Annotated in this window: 25 protein-coding genes; 4 read left to right on the forward strand and 21 right to left on the reverse strand. The window is 40.4% G+C overall.

Annotated features, from left to right (window positions below):
- Positions 1–296: 296 nt before the first annotated feature.
- From I6N96_RS05850 to I6N96_RS05870, 5 genes are all read right to left on the reverse strand, one after another.
- Positions 297–515, reverse strand: a complete 219-nt coding sequence (locus I6N96_RS05850; protein WP_209556579.1) for a YozE family protein — start codon at positions 513–515, stop codon at positions 297–299.
- Positions 516–521: 6 nt separating this feature from the next.
- A complete protein-coding gene (gene msrA / locus I6N96_RS05855) occupies positions 522–1037 on the reverse strand; it encodes a peptide-methionine (S)-S-oxide reductase MsrA (RefSeq protein WP_209556580.1) in 516 nt (171 codons plus the stop codon).
- 15 nt (positions 1038–1052) lie between these two features.
- Positions 1053–1760, reverse strand: coding sequence for a YpmS family protein (locus I6N96_RS05860; RefSeq protein WP_209556581.1), 708 nt, complete (start codon positions 1758–1760; stop codon positions 1053–1055).
- Position 1761: 1 nt separating this feature from the next.
- On the reverse strand, positions 1762–2649 hold the full coding sequence (locus tag I6N96_RS05865) for an SGNH/GDSL hydrolase family protein (RefSeq protein ID WP_209556582.1): 888 nt from the start codon (positions 2647–2649) through the stop codon (positions 1762–1764).
- 184 nt (positions 2650–2833) lie between these two features.
- Entirely contained in the window at positions 2834–3676 is an 843-nt protein-coding gene (locus I6N96_RS05870) for a DegV family protein (RefSeq protein WP_209556583.1), read from the reverse strand.
- A gap of 133 nt (positions 3677–3809) precedes the next feature.
- Here I6N96_RS05870 and trhA point away from each other — a divergent pair, with 133 nt between their 5' ends.
- Positions 3810–4463: a PAQR family membrane homeostasis protein TrhA gene (gene trhA, locus I6N96_RS05875; protein WP_209556584.1), complete on the forward strand. Its 654-nt coding sequence runs from the start codon at positions 3810–3812 to the stop codon at positions 4461–4463.
- Positions 4464–4584: 121 nt separating this feature from the next.
- On the opposite strand, the gene galE is transcribed toward trhA, so the two are convergent.
- Positions 4585–5619 carry a UDP-glucose 4-epimerase GalE gene (gene galE / locus I6N96_RS05880; RefSeq protein WP_209556759.1) on the reverse strand — a complete coding sequence of 345 codons (1035 nt, stop codon included), beginning with the start codon at positions 5617–5619 and terminating at the stop codon, positions 4585–4587.
- A 368-nt stretch (positions 5620–5987) separates the two neighbouring features.
- Between galE and I6N96_RS05885 the strand changes: the two genes are divergently transcribed.
- Complete coding sequence (locus I6N96_RS05885; protein ID WP_209556585.1) at positions 5988–6188, forward strand: hypothetical protein; 201 nt, start codon at positions 5988–5990, stop codon at positions 6186–6188.
- A 181-nt stretch (positions 6189–6369) separates the two neighbouring features.
- Here the strand turns inward: I6N96_RS05885 and I6N96_RS05890 are convergent, their stop codons facing one another.
- The 14 genes from I6N96_RS05890 to obgE all read right to left on the reverse strand — a co-directional run bounded on the left by I6N96_RS05890 (position 6370) and on the right by obgE (position 20315).
- On the reverse strand, positions 6370–6882 hold the full coding sequence (locus I6N96_RS05890) for an adenine phosphoribosyltransferase (protein ID WP_209556586.1): 513 nt from the start codon (positions 6880–6882) through the stop codon (positions 6370–6372).
- A 1-nt stretch (position 6883) separates the two neighbouring features.
- Positions 6884–9193, reverse strand: a complete 2310-nt coding sequence (recJ, locus tag I6N96_RS05895) for a single-stranded-DNA-specific exonuclease RecJ (protein ID WP_209556587.1) — start codon at positions 9191–9193, stop codon at positions 6884–6886.
- Between the two features lie 167 nt (positions 9194–9360).
- Positions 9361–9744 (reverse strand): lipoprotein, encoded by a 384-nt coding sequence (locus I6N96_RS05900; RefSeq protein WP_209556588.1) that lies wholly within the window; start codon positions 9742–9744, stop codon positions 9361–9363.
- Between the two features lie 119 nt (positions 9745–9863).
- On the reverse strand, positions 9864–10259 hold the full coding sequence (locus I6N96_RS05905; RefSeq protein ID WP_209556589.1) for a LapA family protein: 396 nt from the start codon (positions 10257–10259) through the stop codon (positions 9864–9866).
- Positions 10260–10277: 18 nt separating this feature from the next.
- Positions 10278–11078, reverse strand: coding sequence for an SDR family NAD(P)-dependent oxidoreductase (locus I6N96_RS05910; RefSeq protein ID WP_209556590.1), 801 nt, complete (start codon positions 11076–11078; stop codon positions 10278–10280).
- An 11-nt stretch (positions 11079–11089) separates the two neighbouring features.
- Positions 11090–12025, reverse strand: coding sequence for a ribonuclease Z (gene rnz, locus I6N96_RS05915; protein ID WP_209556591.1), 936 nt, complete (start codon positions 12023–12025; stop codon positions 11090–11092).
- A 71-nt stretch (positions 12026–12096) separates the two neighbouring features.
- On the reverse strand, positions 12097–13419 hold the full coding sequence (locus I6N96_RS05920) for a sensor histidine kinase (RefSeq protein ID WP_209556592.1): 1323 nt from the start codon (positions 13417–13419) through the stop codon (positions 12097–12099).
- Position 13420: 1 nt separating this feature from the next.
- Entirely contained in the window at positions 13421–14104 is a 684-nt protein-coding gene (locus I6N96_RS05925) for a response regulator transcription factor (RefSeq protein WP_209556593.1), read from the reverse strand.
- A 223-nt stretch (positions 14105–14327) separates the two neighbouring features.
- Positions 14328–14891, reverse strand: coding sequence for a DUF1269 domain-containing protein (locus tag I6N96_RS05930; protein ID WP_209556594.1), 564 nt, complete (start codon positions 14889–14891; stop codon positions 14328–14330).
- Positions 14892–15005: 114 nt separating this feature from the next.
- Complete coding sequence (locus I6N96_RS05935; RefSeq protein ID WP_209556595.1) at positions 15006–16889, reverse strand: carbohydrate-binding domain-containing protein; 1884 nt, start codon at positions 16887–16889, stop codon at positions 15006–15008.
- A 9-nt stretch (positions 16890–16898) separates the two neighbouring features.
- Positions 16899–17576, reverse strand: coding sequence for a DUF4956 domain-containing protein (locus I6N96_RS05940; RefSeq protein ID WP_209556596.1), 678 nt, complete (start codon positions 17574–17576; stop codon positions 16899–16901).
- Positions 17566–18297, reverse strand: a complete 732-nt coding sequence (locus tag I6N96_RS05945) for a polyphosphate polymerase domain-containing protein (RefSeq protein ID WP_209556597.1) — start codon at positions 18295–18297, stop codon at positions 17566–17568. The genes I6N96_RS05940 and I6N96_RS05945 overlap by 11 nt, the downstream gene beginning before the upstream one ends.
- A gap of 279 nt (positions 18298–18576) precedes the next feature.
- Positions 18577–18849, reverse strand: a complete 273-nt coding sequence (locus I6N96_RS05950; protein WP_209556598.1) for a zinc ribbon domain-containing protein — start codon at positions 18847–18849, stop codon at positions 18577–18579.
- 152 nt (positions 18850–19001) lie between these two features.
- Positions 19002–20315, reverse strand: coding sequence for a GTPase ObgE (obgE, locus tag I6N96_RS05955; RefSeq protein WP_283811164.1), 1314 nt, complete (start codon positions 20313–20315; stop codon positions 19002–19004).
- Between the two features lie 710 nt (positions 20316–21025).
- Here obgE and I6N96_RS05960 point away from each other — a divergent pair.
- A complete protein-coding gene (locus tag I6N96_RS05960) occupies positions 21026–22033 on the forward strand; it encodes a DMT family transporter (protein ID WP_209556599.1) in 1008 nt (335 codons plus the stop codon).
- A gap of 2 nt (positions 22034–22035) precedes the next feature.
- Positions 22036–22323 carry a hypothetical protein gene (locus I6N96_RS05965; protein WP_209556600.1) on the forward strand — a complete coding sequence of 96 codons (288 nt, stop codon included), beginning with the start codon at positions 22036–22038 and terminating at the stop codon, positions 22321–22323.
- An 80-nt stretch (positions 22324–22403) separates the two neighbouring features.
- On the opposite strand, the gene I6N96_RS05970 is transcribed toward I6N96_RS05965, so the two are convergent.
- Positions 22404–23168: a response regulator transcription factor gene (locus tag I6N96_RS05970; protein ID WP_209556601.1), complete on the reverse strand. Its 765-nt coding sequence runs from the start codon at positions 23166–23168 to the stop codon at positions 22404–22406.
- Positions 23169–23173 lie beyond the last annotated feature (5 nt).

Genomic DNA, 23173 nt, shown 5'->3' on the forward strand with positions numbered 1-23173 from the left:
AGTACAACAATCATCTAGTGCTTCCTAAGCTCAATCACTATAGTTTACCACGAAACGACGGATGAAAAAAGAGGGCAGAAAAAAGTATTCCATGTGAATCCAGTAAAGATTCTTTACACGAAAAGCGACCTTTGCACCAAGCTGTAACAAAAGAATTAGACGGAATTATGGTTTCTTTACTGGGATTTATACATGCTTAGAATTGATGATCATCCCTACCATTTTTGTAACAGGAGAGTAACTACAAAAGAACGAGGGATACCCAAATATATTTTTGGACATCCCTCATTCTTTTTTTATCGATTGTTTTCCAAGTATTTCTCCCAAAGCTCATCAAAGACAGTCATTGTCGGCAAATAGTTGACCTCCATCTCAAGATAACTTGAGAGCTCATGATAATCTTCTGAATGCTTTGGAAAACGGATATCCTTTGCTGCTGCATTAGCGAATTGTGTTTCAACATCTGCAGAAGGACCTTTCAATGTGACTAAATAGTGATAAAAGCTTCTTCTCATTTGTAGTTAGTTCTCCCAATTTTCTTTTAGAAAACGGCCGCGAATGTGATGGGCGTCCTCGTATCGCTCAGGATCTTTTTTATAAAAGTCCTGATGGTATTCTTCTGCCGGATAAAAGGTTGAAGCCGGCTCAATCGTCGTAACGATCTTCTCCTTGAATCTTCCACTGCTTTCCAGAGTATGTTTGCTTTTTTCAGCAATGCTCTTCTGCTCTTCATTCTGATAAAAAATCACAGGTCGGTAATTATCTCCACGGTCTTCAAACTGACCCAAAGCATCCGTTGGATCTGTTTGCTGCCAGTAGATTTCCACCAACGCTTGATAAGATATGATCTCTGGATCAAATATGATTTCTACAGCCTCTGTATGGCCGGTAGAGTAGCTTTTAACTTGTTCATAGGTAGGATTCGGTACATGACCGCCTGTATACCCTGAGATTACCGAATGAATACCCGGCTGTTGATCAAAGGGCTGAATCATACACCAGAAACAGCCTCCGGCAAAGATCGCTTTTTCTGTCATTCTCTGTCCTCTTTCCTATTCTTCTGAAGAGCTGGTTTCTGACGTTGCAGAACTATCTGTACTATTATCTTCCGGAAGATAAATGCTGACCCGAATATCATCATCGATCAAATTGATTTTATCTGCACGAATAAACATACCGTTCATCATCTGAAACTTATCCAATCGTAATAAAATATATTTCTCTTCCGGCATGACCTCTACCCATTCAGGCAAGTTGTAGTCTCTCTGGACAAACTCCAATATATCCTTGATAGGCAAACCTAGTGTCCCAATAGACAAGCTTTTCGCTTTTAGCTGTACGTTGCCGTCATCCATTACGTAAGGATCGAAATAAAGATTGAACTGGATGGGGTGACCTAAAATTTTGAAGTTCCCTGCCAGCATCGCTTCGTTTTCCAAATAGAAATCATAGGTTACTTCTGAGTCCTTTTGGAAATCCTCTAAATAGAATGAAATCAGTTCGTTGATCTGCTGCTTGTTTGACTGAATACTCAAAACAGGATTCCCACTTCGCGGTACTGCTTTTGAAGAGTCATAGTTCGGTTCTCTGACCTGAGTCACTCTGATCCCTACAAATAAGAGAATACCAACAAGCATACCAATCAACGCTAAAAACGCAATTTTCCACGGGTTAAGCTTTTTATTTACCGACTGCTTCTTCTCTTTTTTGTTTCTTTTTCTTTTTTTCTCCGGTTGCTTTTTTTCTGACTCTTCTACCATATTACTCGTTCACTCCTTTTACCAGCCATTCATCCTTTGTTTCAATCATCTTTTGTCTCACAGCATTCGCCATCAGCTGATAACCAAGATTGTTGGGATGGAAATGATCTTCCTCGTAAATCGCATTGTTTGTTATACTTTCTCCCGCATCTGCAGTATCATCCTCTGATCCGGTAATACCTACATCGCCATCAACACCTTTGTATAAAAGGTCATTGATAGGAATAAAATACATACGCTCTTGTTCATTTACAACAGTTTCTGTCCCAGCATTCCAGTTGGTAACGATTTGCTGCATTTCAGTGATTTCAGGAAAATATAAGTAAAAAGGATTGTAAATACCCAATACATAGACTGGGGCGTCCTCATTGTACTTTCGAATTTCTTCCAGCAGCGTGGTCATTTGCTTTTGATAGCTTTCCAAAGGCTTATCAAAAGAATCGATTGTGAGGTTGAATACATCTCCCTTGATTACCTTCATTAAGTCGTTCCCGCCAACTGTCAAGGTGATCATATCGGCTTCTCCAAGCTGTGCTTTTATATCATCGCTTTTTTTGATACGCTTTAAAATCTGATCGCTGCGGTCGCCATTCTTTCCGAAGTTCTCAATTTCTACTGCGTTTAGCTGATATTTTTCTTGAATATCCTTCGCAACCATCGGAACAAAGCCGCCGGAATTAGTTAAGTCTCCCACACCTTCAGTCAGAGAATCGCCTATCGCAACATATTTGAGTATTTCTTTGTCATTTTTATTCGTATTTCCTGTGTTTTGCGTATTAAAATAGGGCTGCGCTTTAGGAATCAGGAGCAGTAGCAATAGAGTCGTTAATAGTGCTGTTCCAAATGGAAGCAGAAGCATCACCCATTTTTTATGAATCAATTGTTTCATTTTATCCCTCTTCCATCGAAAGAATCTGGTATGTATTCGAATATGCCGCATAAAGAACTTGTAGAAACTTCTTTTTTACCAACTATTTTTTTCGCCAAATTCATTAGATGCTCTCCTTTTTATTGTATCTTAAAGGGTGAGACCTCAACCATTTCGATCAAGTCTCACCCTCCAAATTTAATCCTTAATCTGTATAGTACATGATCGCAAATGCACCTTTTCCAGTATGAGTAGCAATTACTGGATTTGTGTGCAGAACAGGTATATCCATGTCAGGAAACAGTTTCTGTAAGCCATCTCTAAAGTAAGTTGCCAACTCCAAACCTTCTGCATGGGAAATACCAATTTGGCTGACGTTAGAAAGCTTTTCCAGCTCTGCCTTTAGCTCATCAAACCATTTGTTGAAGGTTTTGACTCCTCGGCCTTTTACAATCGGGATCAGTTCAGTATGTTCAAGCTCCATAACTACCTTCATATTGAAAATATTAGAAAGTAAGCCTGTCACTCGGCTGATTCTTCCGCCTTTTACCAAGTTGTCTAAAGTCGAAATACCAATATACAGCTTTGTATTTTCTTTGATTCGTTTGACTTCTTCTACGATTTCAGCAACACTTGCGCCTTCTTTAGCCATTTTGGCAGCTGCAATCACTTGGAAAGAAAGAGCCTGGTCAGTGAAATCACTGTCAATCACAGTTACTTTACTTGAACTTAGATTGCTTGCCTGTCTGGCAGCTTCAACTGTACCGCTGAGCGCTTTAGTCATATGAATGGAAATGATCTCACTGCCGTCTTCTCCAAGTTCATCATAAAGCTCAACAAACTCTCCGATTGGCGGCTGACTAGTTTTCGGCAGAGCTTTGGCTCCATCCATCATTGCCATAAAGCGTTCTCCACCCAAATGATCATCATCTGGATAAACAACACCATCTATCATTACAGATAAAGGCATCATGTGAATATTCAAATCATCTCGCACTTCTTTCTCCATTGTGCAAGAAGAATCCGTTACAATCTTTACATTTGTCATAAATTAACCACTCTTTCTTTAAAAACAACCCGTATTCATGATAGAATGAATATACATGGTTTAGGTTATGGATATAGTATAACAGACCGAAAAAAATTTTTCATCAAATTAAATATAGAAGGAAGTTGATTTATTGGAAAAAGTTGAGTTTTCCCGCAAGTATCTTATTCTAAATGAAGTACTCAATGCTGTGACCCATGGCATCGGCTTTGGTCTAAGTATAGCAGGTCTTGTTATATTGTTGGTCAAAGGAGCTCAGATGGGTTCTGCACTGCATGTCGTTTCGTATGCCTTGTACGGCTCAATGCTGGCCTTGCTTTTCTTATCATCAACGCTATTCCACAGCTTGATCTTCACTAAAGCAAAAAAGGTTTTTCAGGTATTCGATCACAGCTCTATCTTTTTGCTGATAGCCGGAAGCTATACGCCCTTTTGCTTATTGAGTGTTGACGGCTGGTTAGGTTGGACATTGTTCGGTCTGATTTGGGCAATGGCGATTTTCGGGGTTGTCTACAAATCCGTTACACTCCATAAGCAAGATACTGTAAAAAATGCATCTACGATCATCTATATCATTATGGGTTGGCTGTGTCTGATTGCAGCTAAACCATTGTATGACAGTCTGAGTCTGACTGGACTATCTCTACTGGTTGCCGGCGGCGTTTCTTACACGCTGGGCGCAGTATTCTATAGCTTGAAAAATGTTCGCTTTATGCATGTTGTCTGGCATTTGTTTGTAATGGCCGGCGCAGCTTTTATGTATTTTTCCATTTTGTTCTTTACCTAATCATTTTTATCTAATGAGTGTATATGAACAAGTAGGACATCTATAATTAACCAAATAAAATAAGGAATGATTTTGTGGTAAACACGAAATCATTCCTTATTTTTTCTATTTTAAATCCTATTTAAGCTTCATTGTAGCCGTTGGGGTGTTTTTGTTGCCAGTTCCAAGTATCCAGACACATATCTGTGATCGTGTATTTGGGTTCCCAACCAAGAAATTCTTTCGCTTTCTCAATAGAAGCAAAAGATTCTGCTGCATCTCCTTCACGCTTTTCAACATATTCAAAAGGAATTTTCTTTCCAGTGACTTGTTCAAATGCTCGAAGGATCTCCAAAACGGAATATCCCTTTCCGCTGCCTAAATTAAGAGCCTCGAATCCAGAGAATTTATTAGAAGTAGTCAATAAATATTCCATTGCTGCAACATGCCCTTCCGCTAAATCATCCACATGCATGTAGTCTCTGACGCTAGTGCCGTCAGAAGTGGGAAAATCATGTCCGAAAATTTTCAACTCAGATAATTTTCCGATAGCAACTTGTGTAATATAAGGAGCTAAATTATTGGGCACTCCATTAGGATTTTCTCCCAAATCACCACTTTTATGTGCACCTAGAGGATTAAAAAAGCGTAAAGAAATAAAGGACCATCGCTCATCTGACTTAGCTAAATCTCGCAGAATCCGTTCACTCATTACTTTTGTTTGGCCGTAAGGGTTTGTTGGTTTTTGCTTATCCGATTCTTTGACGGGCAATGATTCTGGATTGCCATAAACGGTAGCGGAAGAGCTGAATACCAGATGGTATACGCCTTGTTCTTGCATGACAGACAACAAATTCAACAGAATCTCTAAGTTGTTTCTGTAATAAGCTAATGGTGCTTTGGACGATGTCCCAACGGATTTAAAACCAGCGAAATCAATAACTCCGATAATTTCATTTTCGTCAAAGATTCGTCTTACTTCTTCTTTTTGAGTAAGATCAACGGCATAGCTCTTAACTGTTTTACCTGTGATTGCCTCAATTGCATGAATTACCCTCTCGTCGGAATTACTGAAGTCATCTGCAATGATAACATCTATATCTTTTTCCAGTAACTTGATAACTGTATGTGAGCCGACATATCCTGCTCCGCCCGCAACTAGAATTGCTGCCATTATTCATTCCCCATTCATTGAATTTTTATAGTGATTACTTGCGAAGTATTTCTACATTCATACTGATACTGAATGCGCTCCTTACAGAAAGAGTATAAAGGGACTTCTCTTTTCCTGATATGAGATATCTCATAGATTGAATAAAAGATTTGACTGCCAGCATGTCCCTTAAAGAGTATATTATCCCTTTATCTAAAGTGAATATGAGTGATTACCTTGCTTATTAGCAGTTTATTCAACACGGAGTGGACCAAGCATACAATTTTTTTACCCTAAAATAAAAAAACGATAGTTTTCACTTTACAAAGCGAACAAACATTCGTATAATATACTTACGAACAAATGTTCGATTCTTTTGTGAGGTGATGAAAATGAAAGCAGTACGTCGCGGCGGGTTCATATTCTTTGTTTTATTTATTGGTATTTTTCTAGGTACGTTGGGCTTAAAATCTGCATTGCTTATCGTCGGCCCACTATTTATCATATGGTTTATGCTGTGGGATGAAAAACGATACACTCAACAGCGCAGAAGACAAGAAGAACACTATACGGTTTATCGAAAATATCAATGACCCACTTGATTGAGTAGTAGCGTATTTTAACAGTCAGCAGCTCAAGCACACCATTAACAGGACTCTGCCAGCAGCCCCTATCAGCAGAATAATGGATATGCGAATCTGTACTGTCTATTATTATCTCAATCGAATTCAAATAAAGAAGCGTGAGATGAAGATCTCACGCTTCTTATTCATTTTAATAATCCATCAGTGTGACAATTTCATAATTAGAGATCTTGTCTCTTCCATGAAGATCAAGCAGTTCAATGAGGAAAGCACAGCCGACAACCACGCCGCCCAGCTCTTCAACCAATTTAGTGGTTGCTTCAATCGTTCCTCCTGTAGCAAGCAAATCATCACAGATCAGAACTCTTTGTCCTGGAAGAATCGCATCCTTATGGATTGTCAATGTATCTGTTCCGTATTCCAAATCGTAAGTTACTTCGATTGTTTCACGAGGCAGCTTCCCTTTTTTACGGACAGGAGCAAATCCCACACCAAGTTCATAAGCAACTGGACAGCCTACGATAAACCCTCTGGCTTCCGGCCCTACAACCATGTCGATTCTTTTTTCTTTCGCGTAATCAACAATTTGTTTTGTTGCTTCACGGTATGCGTCCCCATTTGCCATCAAAGGAGAGATATCTCGAAAGACAATTCCTTTTTCAGGGTAATCAGGTATGCTGGCAATGTAATCTTTTAAGTTCATATTATTTTTCCTCCTCGTTCAACAACCACTGAAGTAGCTTCTTGCGATCGCTGTACAATAAAAATTCTTCAACTTTGATTTTCTTCAAACGTTTTTTGTAGACATCGCTTTCTGTCAACGGATGATTTTCCGGTTCTGCGACATTTCTTAAAACACCGTCTTCTATTGTAACAAATCCTAAATCAAAAAACACCTGAATCATAAAAATTAATAACTTTTCCTGAATATTCAGAAACTGAGCAACAGCTTTCAGCTTATAGCGAATATCAATGCTTTCCTGTTTACGAATCAAGGCATACAATTTTGAAAACTGCTCCCTTGTCCCCATTCCGTTTAAGTAGGCTTCATCGCTTGAGAGACCCATGATATAAACACGACTGACTTCACTCTGCGTAATCAGCTCCCTCATGTCCTCAATCTCACTTGGGCAGTCAACAATAACCAACTGATCGATCGTCAGCTCTTTCGTTTCAGCAAAAAACTCTTCCGTTGATGTAAATTGAATCGCTGTTGTTTTTGTTTCAACTAATTTTAGACTTTCCTTTTGGAAGTAGACAAAAATCGTATGTTCTAAAGGAATCTCCTGCTGCTGATTTGTCTTCCCGCGAAGGTCGAACAGCTGCAATTCTTCAATAGAATAATCCTCTGCCATCAGCTGCGGCTTTTTATTGCCGTTCCACTCATTTATCGAAAGCTTTCCTGCAATATTACAGGGAATATCTGAGAATTCCTTTGCCTCTTTTCCCATTTGAAAAGCAATGACATCTAAGTTGGCTGAACCATCCGTAATTTGAAGCTTCAAATGGTTTTGAGCAGCTCCGATTTGTCGTACCTGGACAGGCTGGACTTGCTTGTAAGCAAAATTAGGCATAGGATTATCTGTACCAAAAGGTGCAAGCAGCTTCAGTTGATCAATAAAGGAAATCGTTGTTGCTTCAATACTCAACACTTCATCAATGACCAGCTCTTGTCCTTGCGACAGATCTAGCTGATTTCTCTCAATGTATGCGATTAAGTGCTCACGAATTTTTTCAACATTATCAACCGGCAAGGTCATTCCCGCTGCCATATGATGACCGCCGAAATGAGTAAATAACTCTCGAACCTCATTCAAGGCATCATAAAGATTCAGGGCAGAAACACTTCTTCCAGAACCCTTGGCCGTATCACCAGCTTCATTGATCGTTAGAACAATTGCCGGCTTCCCAGTATCCTGCATGATACGTCCAGCTACAATCCCCAGAACACCTTCATGCCAACCCTTTTGTGCAAGAATATGGACTGGCGCATCGGGAACCAGCTGTTCGAAGGCTTCTGTCGTGATCGTATCGACAATCTGCTTACGTTCTGTATTCTTTTCCTCGATGAAAGCAGCAATCTCCAATGCTTCATCCTCATCAAAGGTTGTCATCAAAGCCACGCCTGGCCCAGCTTCTCCAAGTCTGCCTAACGCATTCAGCCGAGGGCCAATAGCAAATCCAATATTTTCTTCTGACAATTCATCTTTTTTAAGCCCAGCAGAATGAATCAATGCATCTAAACCTAGACGATCTCCTGTCTGAATTATTTTCAAGCCCAGCTGAACCAATACTCGGTTTTCTCCAGTCAGCGATACCAAGTCGGCAATCGTTCCAATTGCAACAAGGTCCAAAAATTCCATCGGTGTCTCCCCTAATAGAGCAGCAGCAACTTTGAACGCTACGCCGACTCCGGCAAGATCAGGGAACGGATACATCCCTTCTGGATGCTTGGGATGAATTACCGCAAAAGCTGTCGGCAGTACCTCAGGCAATTCATGGTGGTCTGTAATGATCACATCTACGCCTTGCTCCTGCGCATAAGCAACGGCTTCATGACCAGCTACACCATTATCAACAGTCACAATCAGCTGAATTCCTTCTTCAATCTTTTCTTGAAATACAGATAAGTTAGGACCGTAGCCATGAATAAATCGATTCGGTAAAAAGTAATCAACTTCTCCACCAACTAACTCAATGGCTTCCTTCATCACTGTAGTACTGGTAATACCATCTGCATCGTAATCTCCATAGACTAAAATACGTTCACCTTGTTCAATTGCCTGTTGAATTCGCCCAACAGCTTTATCCATATCATGAATCAAATAAGGATCATGGAGGGCTTCCAAGTCCGGATGAAGAAAAGCTGTCAATTGCTCTTCAGTCTGGATACCACGGTGCCATAAAAGCTTACCAATCAGAGGACTAATATTTTTTTCTTTCAATAATCCGCTGAAGGTATCAGAAAATGCCGGATCATCAGGGTATTTCCATATATATTTAGATTTTTTCACATCGTCACTCCTAACCAAGTAATTATAACAAAACAATAAAAAAAACTAAAGACAAGGCCTTATAAAATTTCCCATTTAATCGCTCTTAGAACAATTGCTTATCTATCTCTAAAATCATTTCTTAATGAGAGTCAGAGATAGATAAGCCTATTCTATGTTTTCTAACGTTACTTCTCTGCCGAAGGGGTATCAGAGGAATAAATGATTGTAACTTCACCTTTCCAGTCAGCTTGATAAATCACTGTGACGGTCAAAATCATATCATCTACGCGCTTTTCAAGTCGAATCGAAGCTTCTCCACTATCGATCTGAAATTCTTCCCCTACTTCAAAATCTTCTTCTTCTTTCAGGTAATCAACATAGTTCAACAACTCATCTTCAGATATCTCACCTTGTCCATAAGTTAGCTCTGTATGAACGATTTCCTTTGCTCCAACTGCCTTATAGAAGGAAGCAATTTTATTTTTACTAACTTCGATTTCTTCTGTTACGCTTGAACTGCAGCCAGCCAGAAGAACAAGAGCCACCAACAACAACGCTATTTTTTTCATTACGCTCCCCATTTCTTTATATGTATCATTCATTGATTTGCTCAAAAAAAGAGCCCGCTTCTCTAAGCTCGGACTCTTTCAGTATTCTAAAAGCTAGCACTCTTGTCAAGGCAAACATGCTATTCTAAATACTCGTCATGCTTCTCTAAATCTATTGATGGTTCGCCTTCAAGAAGATGATTATATTTTTGCTGCAGCTCAGCTAATTGATTCTCGTTGCTGCGTTGTGCCCGCTCAACAGCCTCTTGTATCAATCGATCAGATTCTTCTGTGTATATTTCTTTATCTTTGATCAAATTCTTGATTCGCTTTTTTTGATCTAAAATTGTTGTAACTGAAGTAATCACACCAACAAGCGCACCAATAATGGCTGAACCAAGAATAATCAGGATAAGCGGACCTGAGATTTTAGCGAAACCGAAGCTGACAGGTACACTCTGACTATTCAATACAGCAAATACTACAATCACTAGAACTAGAAACAAACCAACGATCACACGCCATTGATTTTTCATTTGCAAAGACTCCCCACGTTATTTTTTATTAAAAATACTTCCAGCCAGAAAATCACCGACATGAGGCAGCAGTGTGTAAAAACGAGCTGCACCTTCCATGATTCTAGGACGATTGATTTCACGCTTATATGTTCCCATTGACTGAACGATTTCTCCGGCAAGCTTTTCCGGTTCGAGAACAAACATTCCAACAGAATCAAGATAGTTTCCAGATGGATCAGCATGATCAAAGAAATTCGTAGATATCGGTCCTGGGTTTACAGTTGTTACAGCAATACCAAGCGGTTTCAGCTCTAAGCGCAGCGCATTTGAAAACCCTAATACTGCAAACTTAGTTGCCGAATAGATCGAGGTTTTCGGTGTTGCCATTTTAGCAGCCATTGAAGCTATGTTGATAATGTGGCCGCTGTTTCTCTCTGCCATTTCAACAGCGATTCGCTGCGTAAACACCATCATGCCCAGCACGTTCACATTGAACATATTACGAGCAACAGCCATATCTGCATCTAAGAAATCATCGAAAACACCAAAACCAGCATTATTGACTAAAATATCTACTGATCCAACTTCATTTTTGATCCGATCGATCACGTGCTCTACATTATCAGGATCAGATATATCCAATTGGAAAGAATGTGCTTCTTTTCCGCTAAGCTCTTCACAGTGCTCTTTTACTTTTCCGATAAGATTGATCCTTCTTGCACAGACCACAACGATGGCCCCTCTTTTGGCCGCTTCATAACAAATCTGTTCTCCCAAACCTGCTGAACCACCGGTAACTACAACGATCTTATCATTTAAATCCTGCCAAAATCTCATATTTGCGCCCCCTATTTTGATTCATTGAACGGAATATCAACGATATCCATATCTTTCACAGCTTTCACAAAAGGAAAAAGCTCCTTCGCTTCATTTTCCAGTTTAACAATATCTTTTGTCAAATATCTGGCACTAATATGAGTCAAAATCAGTTGCCCGACATTTGCAGCGGCAGCAATCTCTGCTGCATGATGACTTGTTGAATGAAAATGCGCTCGCGCCATCTTTGCTTCGTCTTTGTTATAAGTACTTTCATGAACCAGCACATCCGCATCCTTAGCAAGTACAGCGCTGTTTCCAGTCTTTCGAGTATCTCCTAAAATTGTGACGATTCTTCCCTTTTTCTTCTCACCGACAAAATCCTTACCGTTGACTACTTGTCCATCAGGAAGTGTCACAGTCTCTCCACGCTTGATTTGTCCGTACAGAGGTCCAGAAGGAATACCCAGTTCCTTCAATTTTTCCACTTGCAGTTCGCCTTCATGATCTGCTTCAGTAACGCGATAACCAAAGCTCTGGATGCCATGCTCTAAAGGCAAACACTCCACAGTAAAATGAGCATCTTCAAACACCTTGCCTCCATCTGTCAACTCGTGATATACGATAGGGTATGAAAGTCTGGTTTTTGAAACAGCCAATGAAGTTTCAATAAATTCTTTGATCCCTACCGGACCATAAATATCCAATTGCTCTTCTCCACCTTGAAAAGAACGGCTACTTAATAGACCAGGCAATCCGAAAATATGATCCCCATGCAAATGAGTAATGAAAATCTTTTCGATTTTTCTTGGACGGATGCTGCTTTTCAAAATTTGCATCTGTGTTCCTTCGCCACAGTCAAATAACCAGACTGCATTGATTTCATCTAGCATCTTTAAGGCAATACTGCTTACATTACGATGTCTTGCCGGTACTCCGGCACCTGTACCTAAAAATTGTAATTCCATTGATTTCCTTACTTTCCATTAGATTTCTTTCTTCATTTTAGAAGAAAGTCGCCTCATTAGCAAATAAAAATTTATTTTAGCGGTAGACTTACTGTAAAAGTGGTTCCTTTAGGCTCTGAATCGGAAACAGTGATTTTTCCATGGTGGGCTTCCACAATCCACTTAGCAATTGCCAGCCCAATACCATAGCCGCCTGTTTTTCGATTACGAGATTGATCCCCTCGATAAAAACGATCGAAAATTTCTTTCTTCTGCTGTTCTTCTATGCCTATTCCATGATCGATGACCCGAATGACCCACTCATTTTTTTCAATCGTAGAGGTCAGTTGTAGTTGATCCTGCTCATTCGTATATTTTAAAGCGTTATCCAGTAGAATAATCAGCAGTTGTTGAATCTTCTGACGGTCAAACGCCACCTGACCATCCTTTTCCAACACTAAGATAAAGTCCTTATTTTCAGCTAGAGCAAGCTCTTGATACGGTGCAATAGCAGCCTCAAGAAACTGATTGACATTGATAGGCTCTTTTTCCAGAACCACTGCGTTGGAATCCGAGCGTGCCAGCAACAATAAATCGTTGGTCAGCTGACCTAAACGCTGAACTTCCGTCAACGAGGTCGCAATCGTTTCTGACTCTTCAAGTATCGTGTGATTGGGTTTGGTAAACAGCTTTTCCAACTTAGCCTGAATGATTGTCAATGGTGTCCGTAATTCATGGGATGCATTCTCAACAAACTCCTGCTGTTTGCGCCACGAAACCATGATCGGCTTCATTGACCATTTAGACAAAAAGTAACTTAGGATGATTGATAACACACCGAAAATCACCATACAAGCAATCAATATCTGTTTTACTCGCTCAACAGTTCCTTTGATGGGATCAGTATTCGTCAAGATTTGTATGTATGCAACCTTTTCATCATTGTTGCTCATCATTGGTACAGTAATTGAACGAAATTGAAGTGTTCTGTCATTGCTGTCAGCTACTTCGATATTGGTCACAGTATCTAGCTGATCTGTAGAGAACTGAATATTCTGCAGATCGTTATATCGAGAGCCTAACCCTTCCGAGTTAAGGATATCCCCATCCTCCGACCAGAGAATAACCTGCTGTTGGAAGTTATTTGGTGGTGTTTTTGTCCCCTTTTCAGAATCAAATATGGGACTGTCTTTCGGGAACTGACCTGTTCGATCTACTTGAAGCATCTTGATTTGTCCCTCTAAAAATGTCTCGTTTCCTGCTAAATGATTAAGCTCGGTATCTACGCTCTGATAGATTGATGTTTGAAGCAGCTGAAAAACAATAATACCCAGAATCAGGAAGATACTTGCAAAGGAAATCATATTAACAATGAAATAACGTATTCGTTGATTTTTGCTTCGTTGTTTCTTCATACTACTGTCCTTCCTCTGGTTGGAACAGGTAGCCTACATTTCGTAATGTTTTGATCCATTTATCGATTTCAAAAGGCTTCAAATGCTTTCTCAGGTTACTCATATAAACCTCAACGACGGTCAATGTTGTATCTGATTGAAATCCCCAGATTCGGTCAAACAGCTGATCCTTAGTGATGATTCGTCCCTTATTCTGTACAAGATAGAGAAGAAGATCGAATTCCTTCCCTTGAAGCTGAATTTCCTGATCTTTATACAGTACCTGACGGTTGTCGATTTCGATGCAAAGCTGTCCAACTGTCAACTCATTTTTGGGGTTCAATCCCATCGATCGACGAATCAATGCTTGCACACGCATCAATAACTCTTCTCGGTGGAAAGGCTTCGTCAGATAGTCATCCCCACCATTTTTAAAGCCGTTGACCTTATCCTCCAACCCATCCTTGGCAGTTAAAATCAAAACAGGGGTATAGATTTTCTTTTCCCTTAGTTTTGTAAGTACATCCTCCCCGGACATACTCGGAAGCATCAAGTCAAGTACGATCAAATCATACACTTCTCGTTCACCTTCGTACAGTGCCTCTTCTCCATCATAAACCTGTTCTATTTCCCCTATTTCGGATAATATTTCCTGAATACTATCTGACAAGACCTCATCATCTTCTACTAAAAGTATCTTCAGCATTTTGATCACCTTCATTCTTTTTATTATGTATAAACACAAAAGATGAGACAACTCTGTCATACAGATTGTCTCATCCAATTGATTCTCCGACAGTACAGATGCGTTCAAGCATGGCTCTTTTTCAATTAGTTAACATCAGCAGAAGCAAGCTAAGCTGCTATTTCTGCTTATCTGTACTGCGGAAAACTATTTTCTTATTCATCTTATTGATTTTTCTCATCAATCAGTTAGTATCTGTATTTTTTTTATCATCCATCCATGCATCATTAGCAGCTTCCTTCACTTTCTTTTCAACTGCTTTGGCTTTTTCGATTTCTTTCGTTACATTTTCATATTCAAGACGTGTGATTTCACCGCCTAAGTCATTCATGATCAAATGGTTCAATTGACGATTATCATCCTCTTCGGCAATCATGATCAACCCTGTTTGTCCTTCAGCGATTTTCTCTGTCAAAAATTCGAAAATAGATTGCGCCCCTTGAATTTCTTTCGCATCTTGAGTTGCACCAATCAAACTGCCGGCAAACCAGCCTAGCAAGACGCCTAAAGGACCACCTAAGATTCCAATCACCATCCCAATCAAGCTATCTTTAGAGGTATGGTCATTTCCTGTGAAATCTAGAAAATCATTGATTTTAAACTGGTGTGCACCGTCATTGTTATGGGTGATGACTGCCATCTGTTCACCTTTGATTTGTCGTCCAACATGTAGTTTTTTTACTTCTGAAAAGGCCTGATAGGCTTGACTCTCTACATCAAAATTCATGATAATCACGCGTTTAGACATTTTTCCCACCTCATTTGGTTTATTACCTTATTCTACCAGTAAATCTCCTGTTTGGGCAACGAAAATCATTTGACAGCTATGCTTTGTCGTCCAGTAATAAAGCAGCAACGCTGTCTATCTGCCGCCAGGACCACCGCCCATCTGATTAGCGGATGCTGCTGATCCGTCTTGTGAAACGGAGGTCATCTGTCCACTTAGAGTCAATGTTCCCAGTTCTGAACCGCCTTCATAGCTCCCATCCTGATAAAGCCCGAATAAGGAAGTCCCTGAACTGCTTCCCCCTGATGACAACGTAAGGGTTTGTCCACTAGTCATTTCAGAAGTGCTAACGACTAAATGATCAAACTGCTTGGATGGCTGGAAGGTTGCTATTGTATTGCCTGAGCTATCCTTAAGATTGATCACCGTGTCAGCGGCTTGTGTTGAGTTGAAGAAAATCCCAACAGCTGCTTGAGCTGAGCTGTCACTAACACCCATCGCCATACCTGAGCTCCCACTTGCGAGTAAAGTGCCTCCATCCATAGCGAAGGTTCCTTCATAATCCAGTGCGCCATTACCACCATTGACTGGTCCATTCACAAGTAAAGTTCCGCCATTCATGCGAATATCTCCATTACTGTCTACACCGTCTCCTTCAGCTTCAACATAGATTGTACCGCCGTTGATTTCCAAATACTTACTGCTGTCAGCAGCTTCTGCACCGCCGCCACCAAAGCTGTCGCCGCCAAATGCTCCGGATTCACCGTCACTACCTCCTGCTGCATTGATCCCATCATCAGAGGCATGAACTTCTATTGTGCCGTCGTTGATTGTTACCGTCGATCCTTCCAAACCTTCATATGACTTGGCAACAGTGATTTTCCCATTATTGATGACAAGATCTGTATCTGCATGTATTCCGTCATCGCCACTGTTCATCGTGAACTCACCGTTATTGATTGTTACCGCACCATTTGCATGAATGCTGTCATCAGCAGTATCCAGCTGATAGGTTCCATCATCTATCGTTATTGCTCCAGAAGCTTTCAAGCCTTTGTAGCTTGCTGTCGAATCTATTGCGGTATTCGAACTGCCTTGACCTGTCTGAATGGTCATTTCTGCTTTAGCAATGGATAAAGTCGTTTCAGCTTGAATACCATCTGTTCCGGTCGTCAAGTTGAACGTCCCATTATCAATACCGATCCATCCCTTTTCCGTTTCTGTGGCATTGTCTGACTGAATCCCGTCTCCTTCAGTAGAGCTGATCGTAAAAGTACCTCCAGCGATTGAGACAGAGTCTTTTCCCTTTATCCCGTTATTTTTTGCAGTCACATGAATATCACCGTTGGTAATGACTAAGTCATCCTTACTTTGAATCCCATTATTGTAGTTTCCGTTTACTGTCAGCTTCCCGGAACCATTGATTGTCAAATCGTCTTTACTAAAAAACGCCGCGTTTGGGTCGGTCTCATCCGCCGTCGCATAGACATATTCGCTACCATCTGTCAGAGTGTTTTCTGAACCTTCAGCTAATGTCGTGATTACTTTTTCCGCTTGTTCGACATAAATAGCTGCTGAATCATCATTAGTAATCGTTACACCATTGAGTACTAGCTTAACCGTTCCTTGAGCAGCTGCTACTTTTATTTGTCCTTCATAGCTTCCTGATAAAATATAGGTTCCACCAGCACTGATCGTCAAAATTTGTCCACTCTCTGAAGCACCTGAACCAGATATTTTACTACTTGTTCCATTTAGCTTGATGTTGGTCGCATTCGCTTCGTCGTAGCTTTCATCAAAGTCTTCCTCATCATAAGACCCATATTTAGTCTCTCCGATCGCTGTTGTATTAACTGCCGTCAATTCGGTCGAGCTTGCTGTCTGACTACTGCTTTGTGAAGATAATGCTGTCTGACTTGCTGTTCCACTACTGTTTGTATTCTCATCTACTTTCTGACAACCCGCAAAAAGAAGCAGTGCTCCGGTTATCAGTGAAAGCTTAATTACTGTTTTTTTCATGATAGTCACCTACAATTCATCTTTATTGGTGGAAACTTTCCCTGATACAATCGTCAAATTCCCATTTCTAACTCGCAAGGCATCCATCAATGCTTTTTCTTTCTGAGCATCCTTCAGTGTGACATGATAGCGAAGCTCGTATAGACTCCCCATATTCGTTGTTTTGACAGAATCCAAATTGTGATTATAGGTAAATTCTTTGAATAAATCATCAAAAAGTCCCGGATAATCCAGATCCTCAGGTATTGTGATTTTGATTTCACGTTCTGCTACCTTATTTTTTTCGCCGAAATGACTGGCATTAAGAGCCACTAAAGCAATAGCGATCACAACAGAAAATAAAATGACATAACTGATAAAGCCCATACCCGTTGCTAAGCCGATACCCATTGACCAGAATACGCTGGTAATTTCACGAGCCCCTCCCGCAACAGAGCGAAAACGGATCAAGCTGAAGGCCCCCATTATGGCAACGCCAGTTCCCAAATTTCCATTAACAAGCATGATCACCAATTGAACTAGAATTGGTAAAATCACCAATGTGATAATAAAGTTTTTTGAGTATGTGCTTCGATACATATGCACACAGGCAACTAGTATTCCTAATGCAAGTGAAGTAAGAATACATAGAAATAAACTCATTAAATCTAACTCCACTGAACTCTCTGTAAATAGACTAGACAACATGGCTGAATTCCTCCTTAGAAAATAGATAACGCTGATAGGTTTGAGCGTATTTTGAAAATGATGCCGGATAGATTTCTAGTTCCCCCAACAGTTCCGAAAACCACAGCGGATAGGCACCTAATGCTTTGACTTCCATCAAAACATCGATCTCAGGTGCCACTCGTTCCCCGTCAGCACCACTAGCAATATCGAGATTCTCTGTTCGATAGCGAATATTGAAGTCAAAGGTTACTCGAAAATCCTCATCTTTCGGATAGAAATAAGCTCTGCGGTCATACGCAATCATTACCTTCGGTTCAAGCTTTCTTCTTAGGACCAACCAATCTATTTCATCTTTGATCTGCATGTCTTTTGAGCTGCTGAACTTAAAAGCAGACCTCTTTGTTTCAAAAAATTCACCAGCTTCCTCATAAGGAAGCGTCACTCGACGTTTATAGACGACGCCCTTTACCTTCTTTTTTATTTCCATAAATACATTGGTATCCTTCTGAGGAACACCATAGCTTCGCAAGCGGAATTTTTCTTTGAAGACCGGTTTATTGATTGAATGCCGAATCATTTCAAAATCATCTGTATCAAAATAGACTGAAATAATTGTATGCAGTCCATACTCATCCTCTTGCATATGCTGATTCATTTTCTCCACAAGTCTGTCATATTTTTCGTAGGACAATTTATATTTTTTTTCCCGTCGTTGAAAACAATTTTTAAGTTTTACCATTTCCTATCTCCTCCTGTACACCTTGAGTATAGAAAACTCAACATAAATCAAGCTTAAAAACATGAAATAAAAATGAAAACATCTTCATAATCAATTTAAATCCTTGGATCATCCTTATTTGGGAGACTATTTGAACACAAAGAAACACCCGAAAACAAGCTTCCTGTTGCACTTGTTCTCAGGTGTTAGGATCAAAAAGGAGATAGTATCATACCTCAACCTAATCAACGCTATTTCTAATTTTACGCACTTACTTTCCGACTTGACTGTAAAGTCGATCTACTCAGCTGCTTCTTGCCAACGTTTAAGCTGAGACAAGTACGCTCTGGTTTGCTCCTTGATTTTCTTTTTTTCAGTCTCTGTATCTGCTCCTTGATATTCTGGAGAGTATTCTAAGCCCATTTCCACATACTGCTCCAATGTCAGCTCATTGGCAAAAGTCCCATCCTTATAGCAGTAAGCACAATAGTCAACAGATAAAGTACCATCTGCGTTGCTTCCTTTATGTTCTTCCTTTGAAATATCCATTCCGCAACTTTGACAGATTTCCATAGCCATTTCCTCCTAGTGGTCTGCATTATATTTACTATACCAAAACAAGAAAGCGGATACAATCCGTTCGAGTATTGTAACCCACAAAAAGAAACGGAGCATCCCAGCTCAGGATTCTCCGCTTCTTTGTACTATTCTAATATCTAGAATACTTATTCAACAAACTCAAATTCATATCCGCCGATACGAACGATATCTCCATCTTTAGCTCCTCTGGCACGAAGCGCTTCATCCACACCCATTCCACGCAGCTGTCTTGCAAAACGCATGACTGTTTCATCGTGTTCAAAGTTTGTCATCTGGAACAGACGCTCCAATGCTTCTCCTGAGAGTACCCAAGCCGCATCAGAATCACGATCGATCGAGAATTCAGGCCCTTCAGGATTGAAGCCGTAACGTACCGTTTCTTCTTCCACTTCATCAGCATACAGAGGAAATTCAGGAGTTACGTCAATGAGATCTGCTGTAGCATTCAATAATGGCTCCAAGCCCTTTTTCGAGACACCGGAAACTGGAAAAATCGGGATAGGATCAGCAAATTCATCTTCCTGCTCCTTAGCAATTTCTTTTCTGAATTTCTTCAGATTTTCTTCTGCTTCAGGCATATCCATCTTATTTGCTACGATGATTTGAGGCCGCTCCATCAATCGAAGATTATGTGAAGCCAGCTCCTTATTGATAGAAAGATAATCCTCATAAGGATCTCTTCCTTCCATGCCGCTCATATCGATGACATGAAGAATAACTCTGGTTCTTTCTATATGGCGTAGAAATTGTGTCCCCAATCCAACACCTTGAGAAGCTCCTTCGATCAATCCAGGTAGATCTGCTGCAGCAAAGCTGCGGCCATCGCTTGTTGTTACCATGCCTAAATTTGGTACCAGTGTGGTGAAATGATAAGCACCAATTTTAGGTCTTGCCGCCGAAATAACAGATAGCAAGGTTGATTTTCCAACTGAGGGGAAACCAACTAACCCAACATCTGCTAAAACCTTTAACTCTAATTCAATTTTTCTATCTTGCCCAGGCTCGCCGTTCTCAGCGATTTCCGGTGCAGGATTTCTAGCTGAGGCAAACCGTGTGTTCCCGCGTCCGCCACGTCCGCCTTTGGCTACTGTTAATGTTTGACCATTGTCTACTAAGTCACCAATCAAAGCACCGCTTTCAGCATCACGAACTGTGGTTCCCGGCGGTACCTTAACAATCAAATCCTCAGAGCCTCTTCCGTGCATTCCCTTACTCATACCGTTTTCTCCGGCTGGCGCTTTAAAGTGGCGATTAAAGCGGAAATCCATCAACGTCCGCAAGCCCTCTTCCACCATCAGAACAACGTCGCCGCCATTCCCGCCGTCTCCTCCGGCTGGTCCGCCATCTGGTACGTATTTCTCTCTTCTAAAGGCAACCATTCCGTCGCCGCCTTTTCCAGCTTTGACATCAATCACTACCTGATCTAAAAACATGGACATTTTTTTGCCCTCCCAATCACTAAATAATCTATGAATTTCCTTATTGCTACTTACTTATAGCGGAATCATCCATTCTAAATAACACATCTATGTTTCTGATCATTAAATGACAATTGCTTCTAGTTCCTTTGTTATGCACGTAGAGCAAAGGTCACTTTTCATGTGATGAATCTTCAATAGGATTCACATAGATATTTACACTATCATTATTTGAATGAACTTGCAAGAAACACTTGCTGTTTCCTCCCTATGTCGGAAAGCTATGTAACGTTCAAAATTCTAGTGTAAGTATAGCACAAATTTCTTGTGATAAAAAACAACTTCTACAGTAAAAGTTTTGATTTTCATCTACTCAAACGCTGTCTCCTCCAAACAATTCAGCTTAGCTGACTTGCTAACGGTACAAATCCTGTTAAATAACCAAAATTTTCTCTATCTATAGTGCAATAAACAGACACCTTCTTAGGCAATCAATTCTTGAACAGGAATTATATAGTCCATAAAAGTAAAAATAGTCCTATCCAGCTATAAAAATCTAATTTTTTTACAAGAAGAATCCTTTGATTGTGTAATTTAAGTTTCCAATTTTCACTTATAATTAACGCATAAAGGACTTATAATGGTATGAACGGAATGTATCCGCTTTCTCATTTGGAAAGTTATTTCTATTCCCGAAATGCCGAATACTATTCAGATAGAGGTGTGTTTAAATGGAAGACGGAGTCAAACGTGAATCAAGTACTTTGCTCTCACGGAAACAAAAATTGGATGCCAGTTTTACTAGACAGGGAATTACCAGTGGGATTCTTTCAGCAGTTACATTCGGACTTTACAGTACGATTTCTGCTTATGCGATGACGCTTGATCCCTTAGCAGGGGTTGTCAGTGTATTTGCGGCACCATTTGTGGCATCAGCAATCAATGATACGATCGCAGCAATTTGGCTATTGGCATTCAATGTCGCCAAGGGACGGTTCAAAGAAATCGGACGCAGTCTTGCTATCATTCCGGGATTGATGGTGATCTTAGGTGCCTTGTTCGGAGGGCCCATTGCAAACGGCGCTTACCTGATCGGTATCGCTTCAGCAGGGGCAGCTGCAATACCAATATCCGCACTATTCCCGATGTTTGGAGCAATTTTTGCTCGAATTTTTTTAAAACAGCAAATTTCCAAACGTGTAGGAATCGGTATGGCAGTCTGTATCATGGGGGCGATTTTGATTTCTATGGATGGCGGCGGATCTGTCGGGTCTGACTTTACCTTTGGAATCATTTGCGCATTCATCGCAGCAATTGGCTGGGGAATGGAAGGCGTCTTCTCTGCTTTTGGTATGTCCATGATCGATTCGAATATTGCAATCAATATTCGACAAGCTGTTTCCGGCATCGTTTTTATTGTTGTCGTACTTCCTTTGTTCAATGCTTTTGATCTATTCAAGGAAGTTTTAGCAGCACCTTCCCTTATGCTGATCATTGCAGCAGGTGCTCTATTCGCTGCCTCATCATTTCTTGCCTGGTATGTGGCCAACAGTAAAGTAGGCGTTGCCACTGGTATGTCTTTAAACAGCACATATGTACTATGGGGGGTTGTCTTCTCAGCGATTTTCCTGAGAACCAGCTTGAGCCCGATGATGATTCTTGGAGCTGTAATCATTACTGCCGGAGCCATTGTTGTTTCAGTGAATCCCCTGGACTTTATCAAGAAGAAGGAGGACTAAGTATGCTACTACCGATTCGTTCACGCGTACTACATTATATCGCTACCACCGGTGTCTCTACCGTTGATTCAGTCATGGATGGTCTGAGAGAAGAATACGGAACTGAGCGACAATTTACCCAACCGAATTTTGTTGAACATATGCTTTCATTGAAGGAAAATGGGCTGATCGACGAGCTGTCCTATGATTTGGATGATAATGATAATCTTCAGATCGAGTACAATATCAATGAAGAAGGAATCAATACGATCAATAAATACTTACCAAAAAAATGGCGACTTGATCAATAATTTTTGAGCAACAATAAAAAAACAGGATGAGAACATGTGTGATACAGCTACTGTCCTCGTCCTGTCTGTCTATTATCTTTTCAACTGCTTACACCAATATGAACATTTTTTCGATATTTATTTGGAGTTATACTCATCTGACGATAAAAAACTCGGTTGAAATAAGACGGATCATTGAATCCGCACTCACTTGAAATACGGTATGATGGGTAGTCGGATGTTTCCAGTAACTTACAAGCGTAATCGATGCGCAAATTGTTTACGTAGTCTGTGTAAGAAAGTCCGACTTCTCGTTTAAATACTCTACTGAAATATTGGGGATTCATATATACATGAGCTGAAACCTTTTGCAAGGTAATCTTTTCTTTGTAATTTTCTTGAATAAAATGAAGAGCTTCCTTGATGAATCCCTGGATTTCAGAGACAGTAATTTCTTCATTATCACTATCTGCTGCAGGTCTTCTCCCGGTATCAGCAAGTTCAGCTATCAAGCGATGAAGCATTGCAATGATTTCCCGAGGCTTCACCGGCTTCAACATATATTTGGACACCTTTAGATCGATAGCCTTCTGTGCATATGAAAAATCTGAAAAAGCAGATAAAATAACCGCTTTAGAATCTGGTAAAAAGGTTCGTATCTCTTCCAAAACACTCAATCCATCCTTTTCAGGAATCAATATATCCAGAAAGATAATCTCCGGACAATGCTGTTTTGCTAAAGTTATCGCTTCTCCACCTGTGGAGCAGGATAGAACGACATGCTTCGCACTGACCTCTTCCATTACAATGGCTTTAAGAAAATCCCTTTCCAACATCTCATCTTCAACAATTAAGATCGCTCCCATACTTT

The sequence above is a fragment of the Enterococcus larvae genome (genome assembly GCF_017830045.1).
In the GTDB taxonomy this organism is placed as follows: domain Bacteria; phylum Bacillota; class Bacilli; order Lactobacillales; family Enterococcaceae; genus Enterococcus_L; species Enterococcus_L larvae.

Excerpts from the sequence above, each read along its gene's own strand:
- I6N96_RS05945 (WP_209556597.1), bottom strand. The coding sequence starts at position 18,297 with ATGGTAAAACTTAAAAATTGTTTTCAACGACGGGAAAAAAAATATAAA.
- I6N96_RS05920 (WP_209556592.1), bottom strand. The coding sequence starts at position 13,419 with ATGAAGAAACAACGAAGCAAAAATCAACGAATACGTTATTTCATTGTT.
- I6N96_RS05905 (WP_209556589.1), bottom strand. The coding sequence starts at position 10,259 with ATGAAAAATCAATGGCGTGTGATCGTTGGTTTGTTTCTAGTTCTAGTG.
- I6N96_RS05885 (WP_209556585.1), top strand. The coding sequence starts at position 5,988 with ATGAAAGCAGTACGTCGCGGCGGGTTCATATTCTTTGTTTTATTTATT.
- I6N96_RS05870 (WP_209556583.1), bottom strand. The coding sequence starts at position 3,676 with ATGACAAATGTAAAGATTGTAACGGATTCTTCTTGCACAATGGAGAAA.
- I6N96_RS05900 (WP_209556588.1), bottom strand. The coding sequence starts at position 9,744 with ATGAAAAAAATAGCGTTGTTGTTGGTGGCTCTTGTTCTTCTGGCTGGC.
- I6N96_RS05965 (WP_209556600.1), top strand. The coding sequence starts at position 22,036 with ATGCTACTACCGATTCGTTCACGCGTACTACATTATATCGCTACCACC.
- I6N96_RS05890 (WP_209556586.1), bottom strand. The coding sequence starts at position 6,882 with ATGAACTTAAAAGATTACATTGCCAGCATACCTGATTACCCTGAAAAA.
- msrA (WP_209556580.1), bottom strand. The coding sequence starts at position 1,037 with ATGACAGAAAAAGCGATCTTTGCCGGAGGCTGTTTCTGGTGTATGATT.
- rnz (WP_209556591.1), bottom strand. The coding sequence starts at position 12,025 with ATGGAATTACAATTTTTAGGTACAGGTGCCGGAGTACCGGCAAGACAT.
- I6N96_RS05950 (WP_209556598.1), bottom strand. The coding sequence starts at position 18,849 with ATGGAAATCTGTCAAAGTTGCGGAATGGATATTTCAAAGGAAGAACAT.
- I6N96_RS05940 (WP_209556596.1), bottom strand. The coding sequence starts at position 17,576 with ATGTTGTCTAGTCTATTTACAGAGAGTTCAGTGGAGTTAGATTTAATG.
- I6N96_RS05960 (WP_209556599.1), top strand. The coding sequence starts at position 21,026 with ATGGAAGACGGAGTCAAACGTGAATCAAGTACTTTGCTCTCACGGAAA.
- I6N96_RS05910 (WP_209556590.1), bottom strand. The coding sequence starts at position 11,078 with ATGAGATTTTGGCAGGATTTAAATGATAAGATCGTTGTAGTTACCGGT.
- obgE (WP_283811164.1), bottom strand. The coding sequence starts at position 20,315 with ATGTCCATGTTTTTAGATCAGGTAGTGATTGATGTCAAAGCTGGAAAA.
- I6N96_RS05865 (WP_209556582.1), bottom strand. The coding sequence starts at position 2,649 with ATGAAACAATTGATTCATAAAAAATGGGTGATGCTTCTGCTTCCATTT.
- I6N96_RS05935 (WP_209556595.1), bottom strand. The coding sequence starts at position 16,889 with ATGAAAAAAACAGTAATTAAGCTTTCACTGATAACCGGAGCACTGCTT.
- I6N96_RS05925 (WP_209556593.1), bottom strand. The coding sequence starts at position 14,104 with ATGCTGAAGATACTTTTAGTAGAAGATGATGAGGTCTTGTCAGATAGT.
- I6N96_RS05860 (WP_209556581.1), bottom strand. The coding sequence starts at position 1,760 with ATGGTAGAAGAGTCAGAAAAAAAGCAACCGGAGAAAAAAAGAAAAAGA.
- I6N96_RS05930 (WP_209556594.1), bottom strand. The coding sequence starts at position 14,891 with ATGTCTAAACGCGTGATTATCATGAATTTTGATGTAGAGAGTCAAGCC.
- I6N96_RS05970 (WP_209556601.1), bottom strand. The coding sequence starts at position 23,168 with ATGGGAGCGATCTTAATTGTTGAAGATGAGATGTTGGAAAGGGATTTT.
- I6N96_RS05850 (WP_209556579.1), bottom strand. The coding sequence starts at position 515 with ATGAGAAGAAGCTTTTATCACTATTTAGTCACATTGAAAGGTCCTTCT.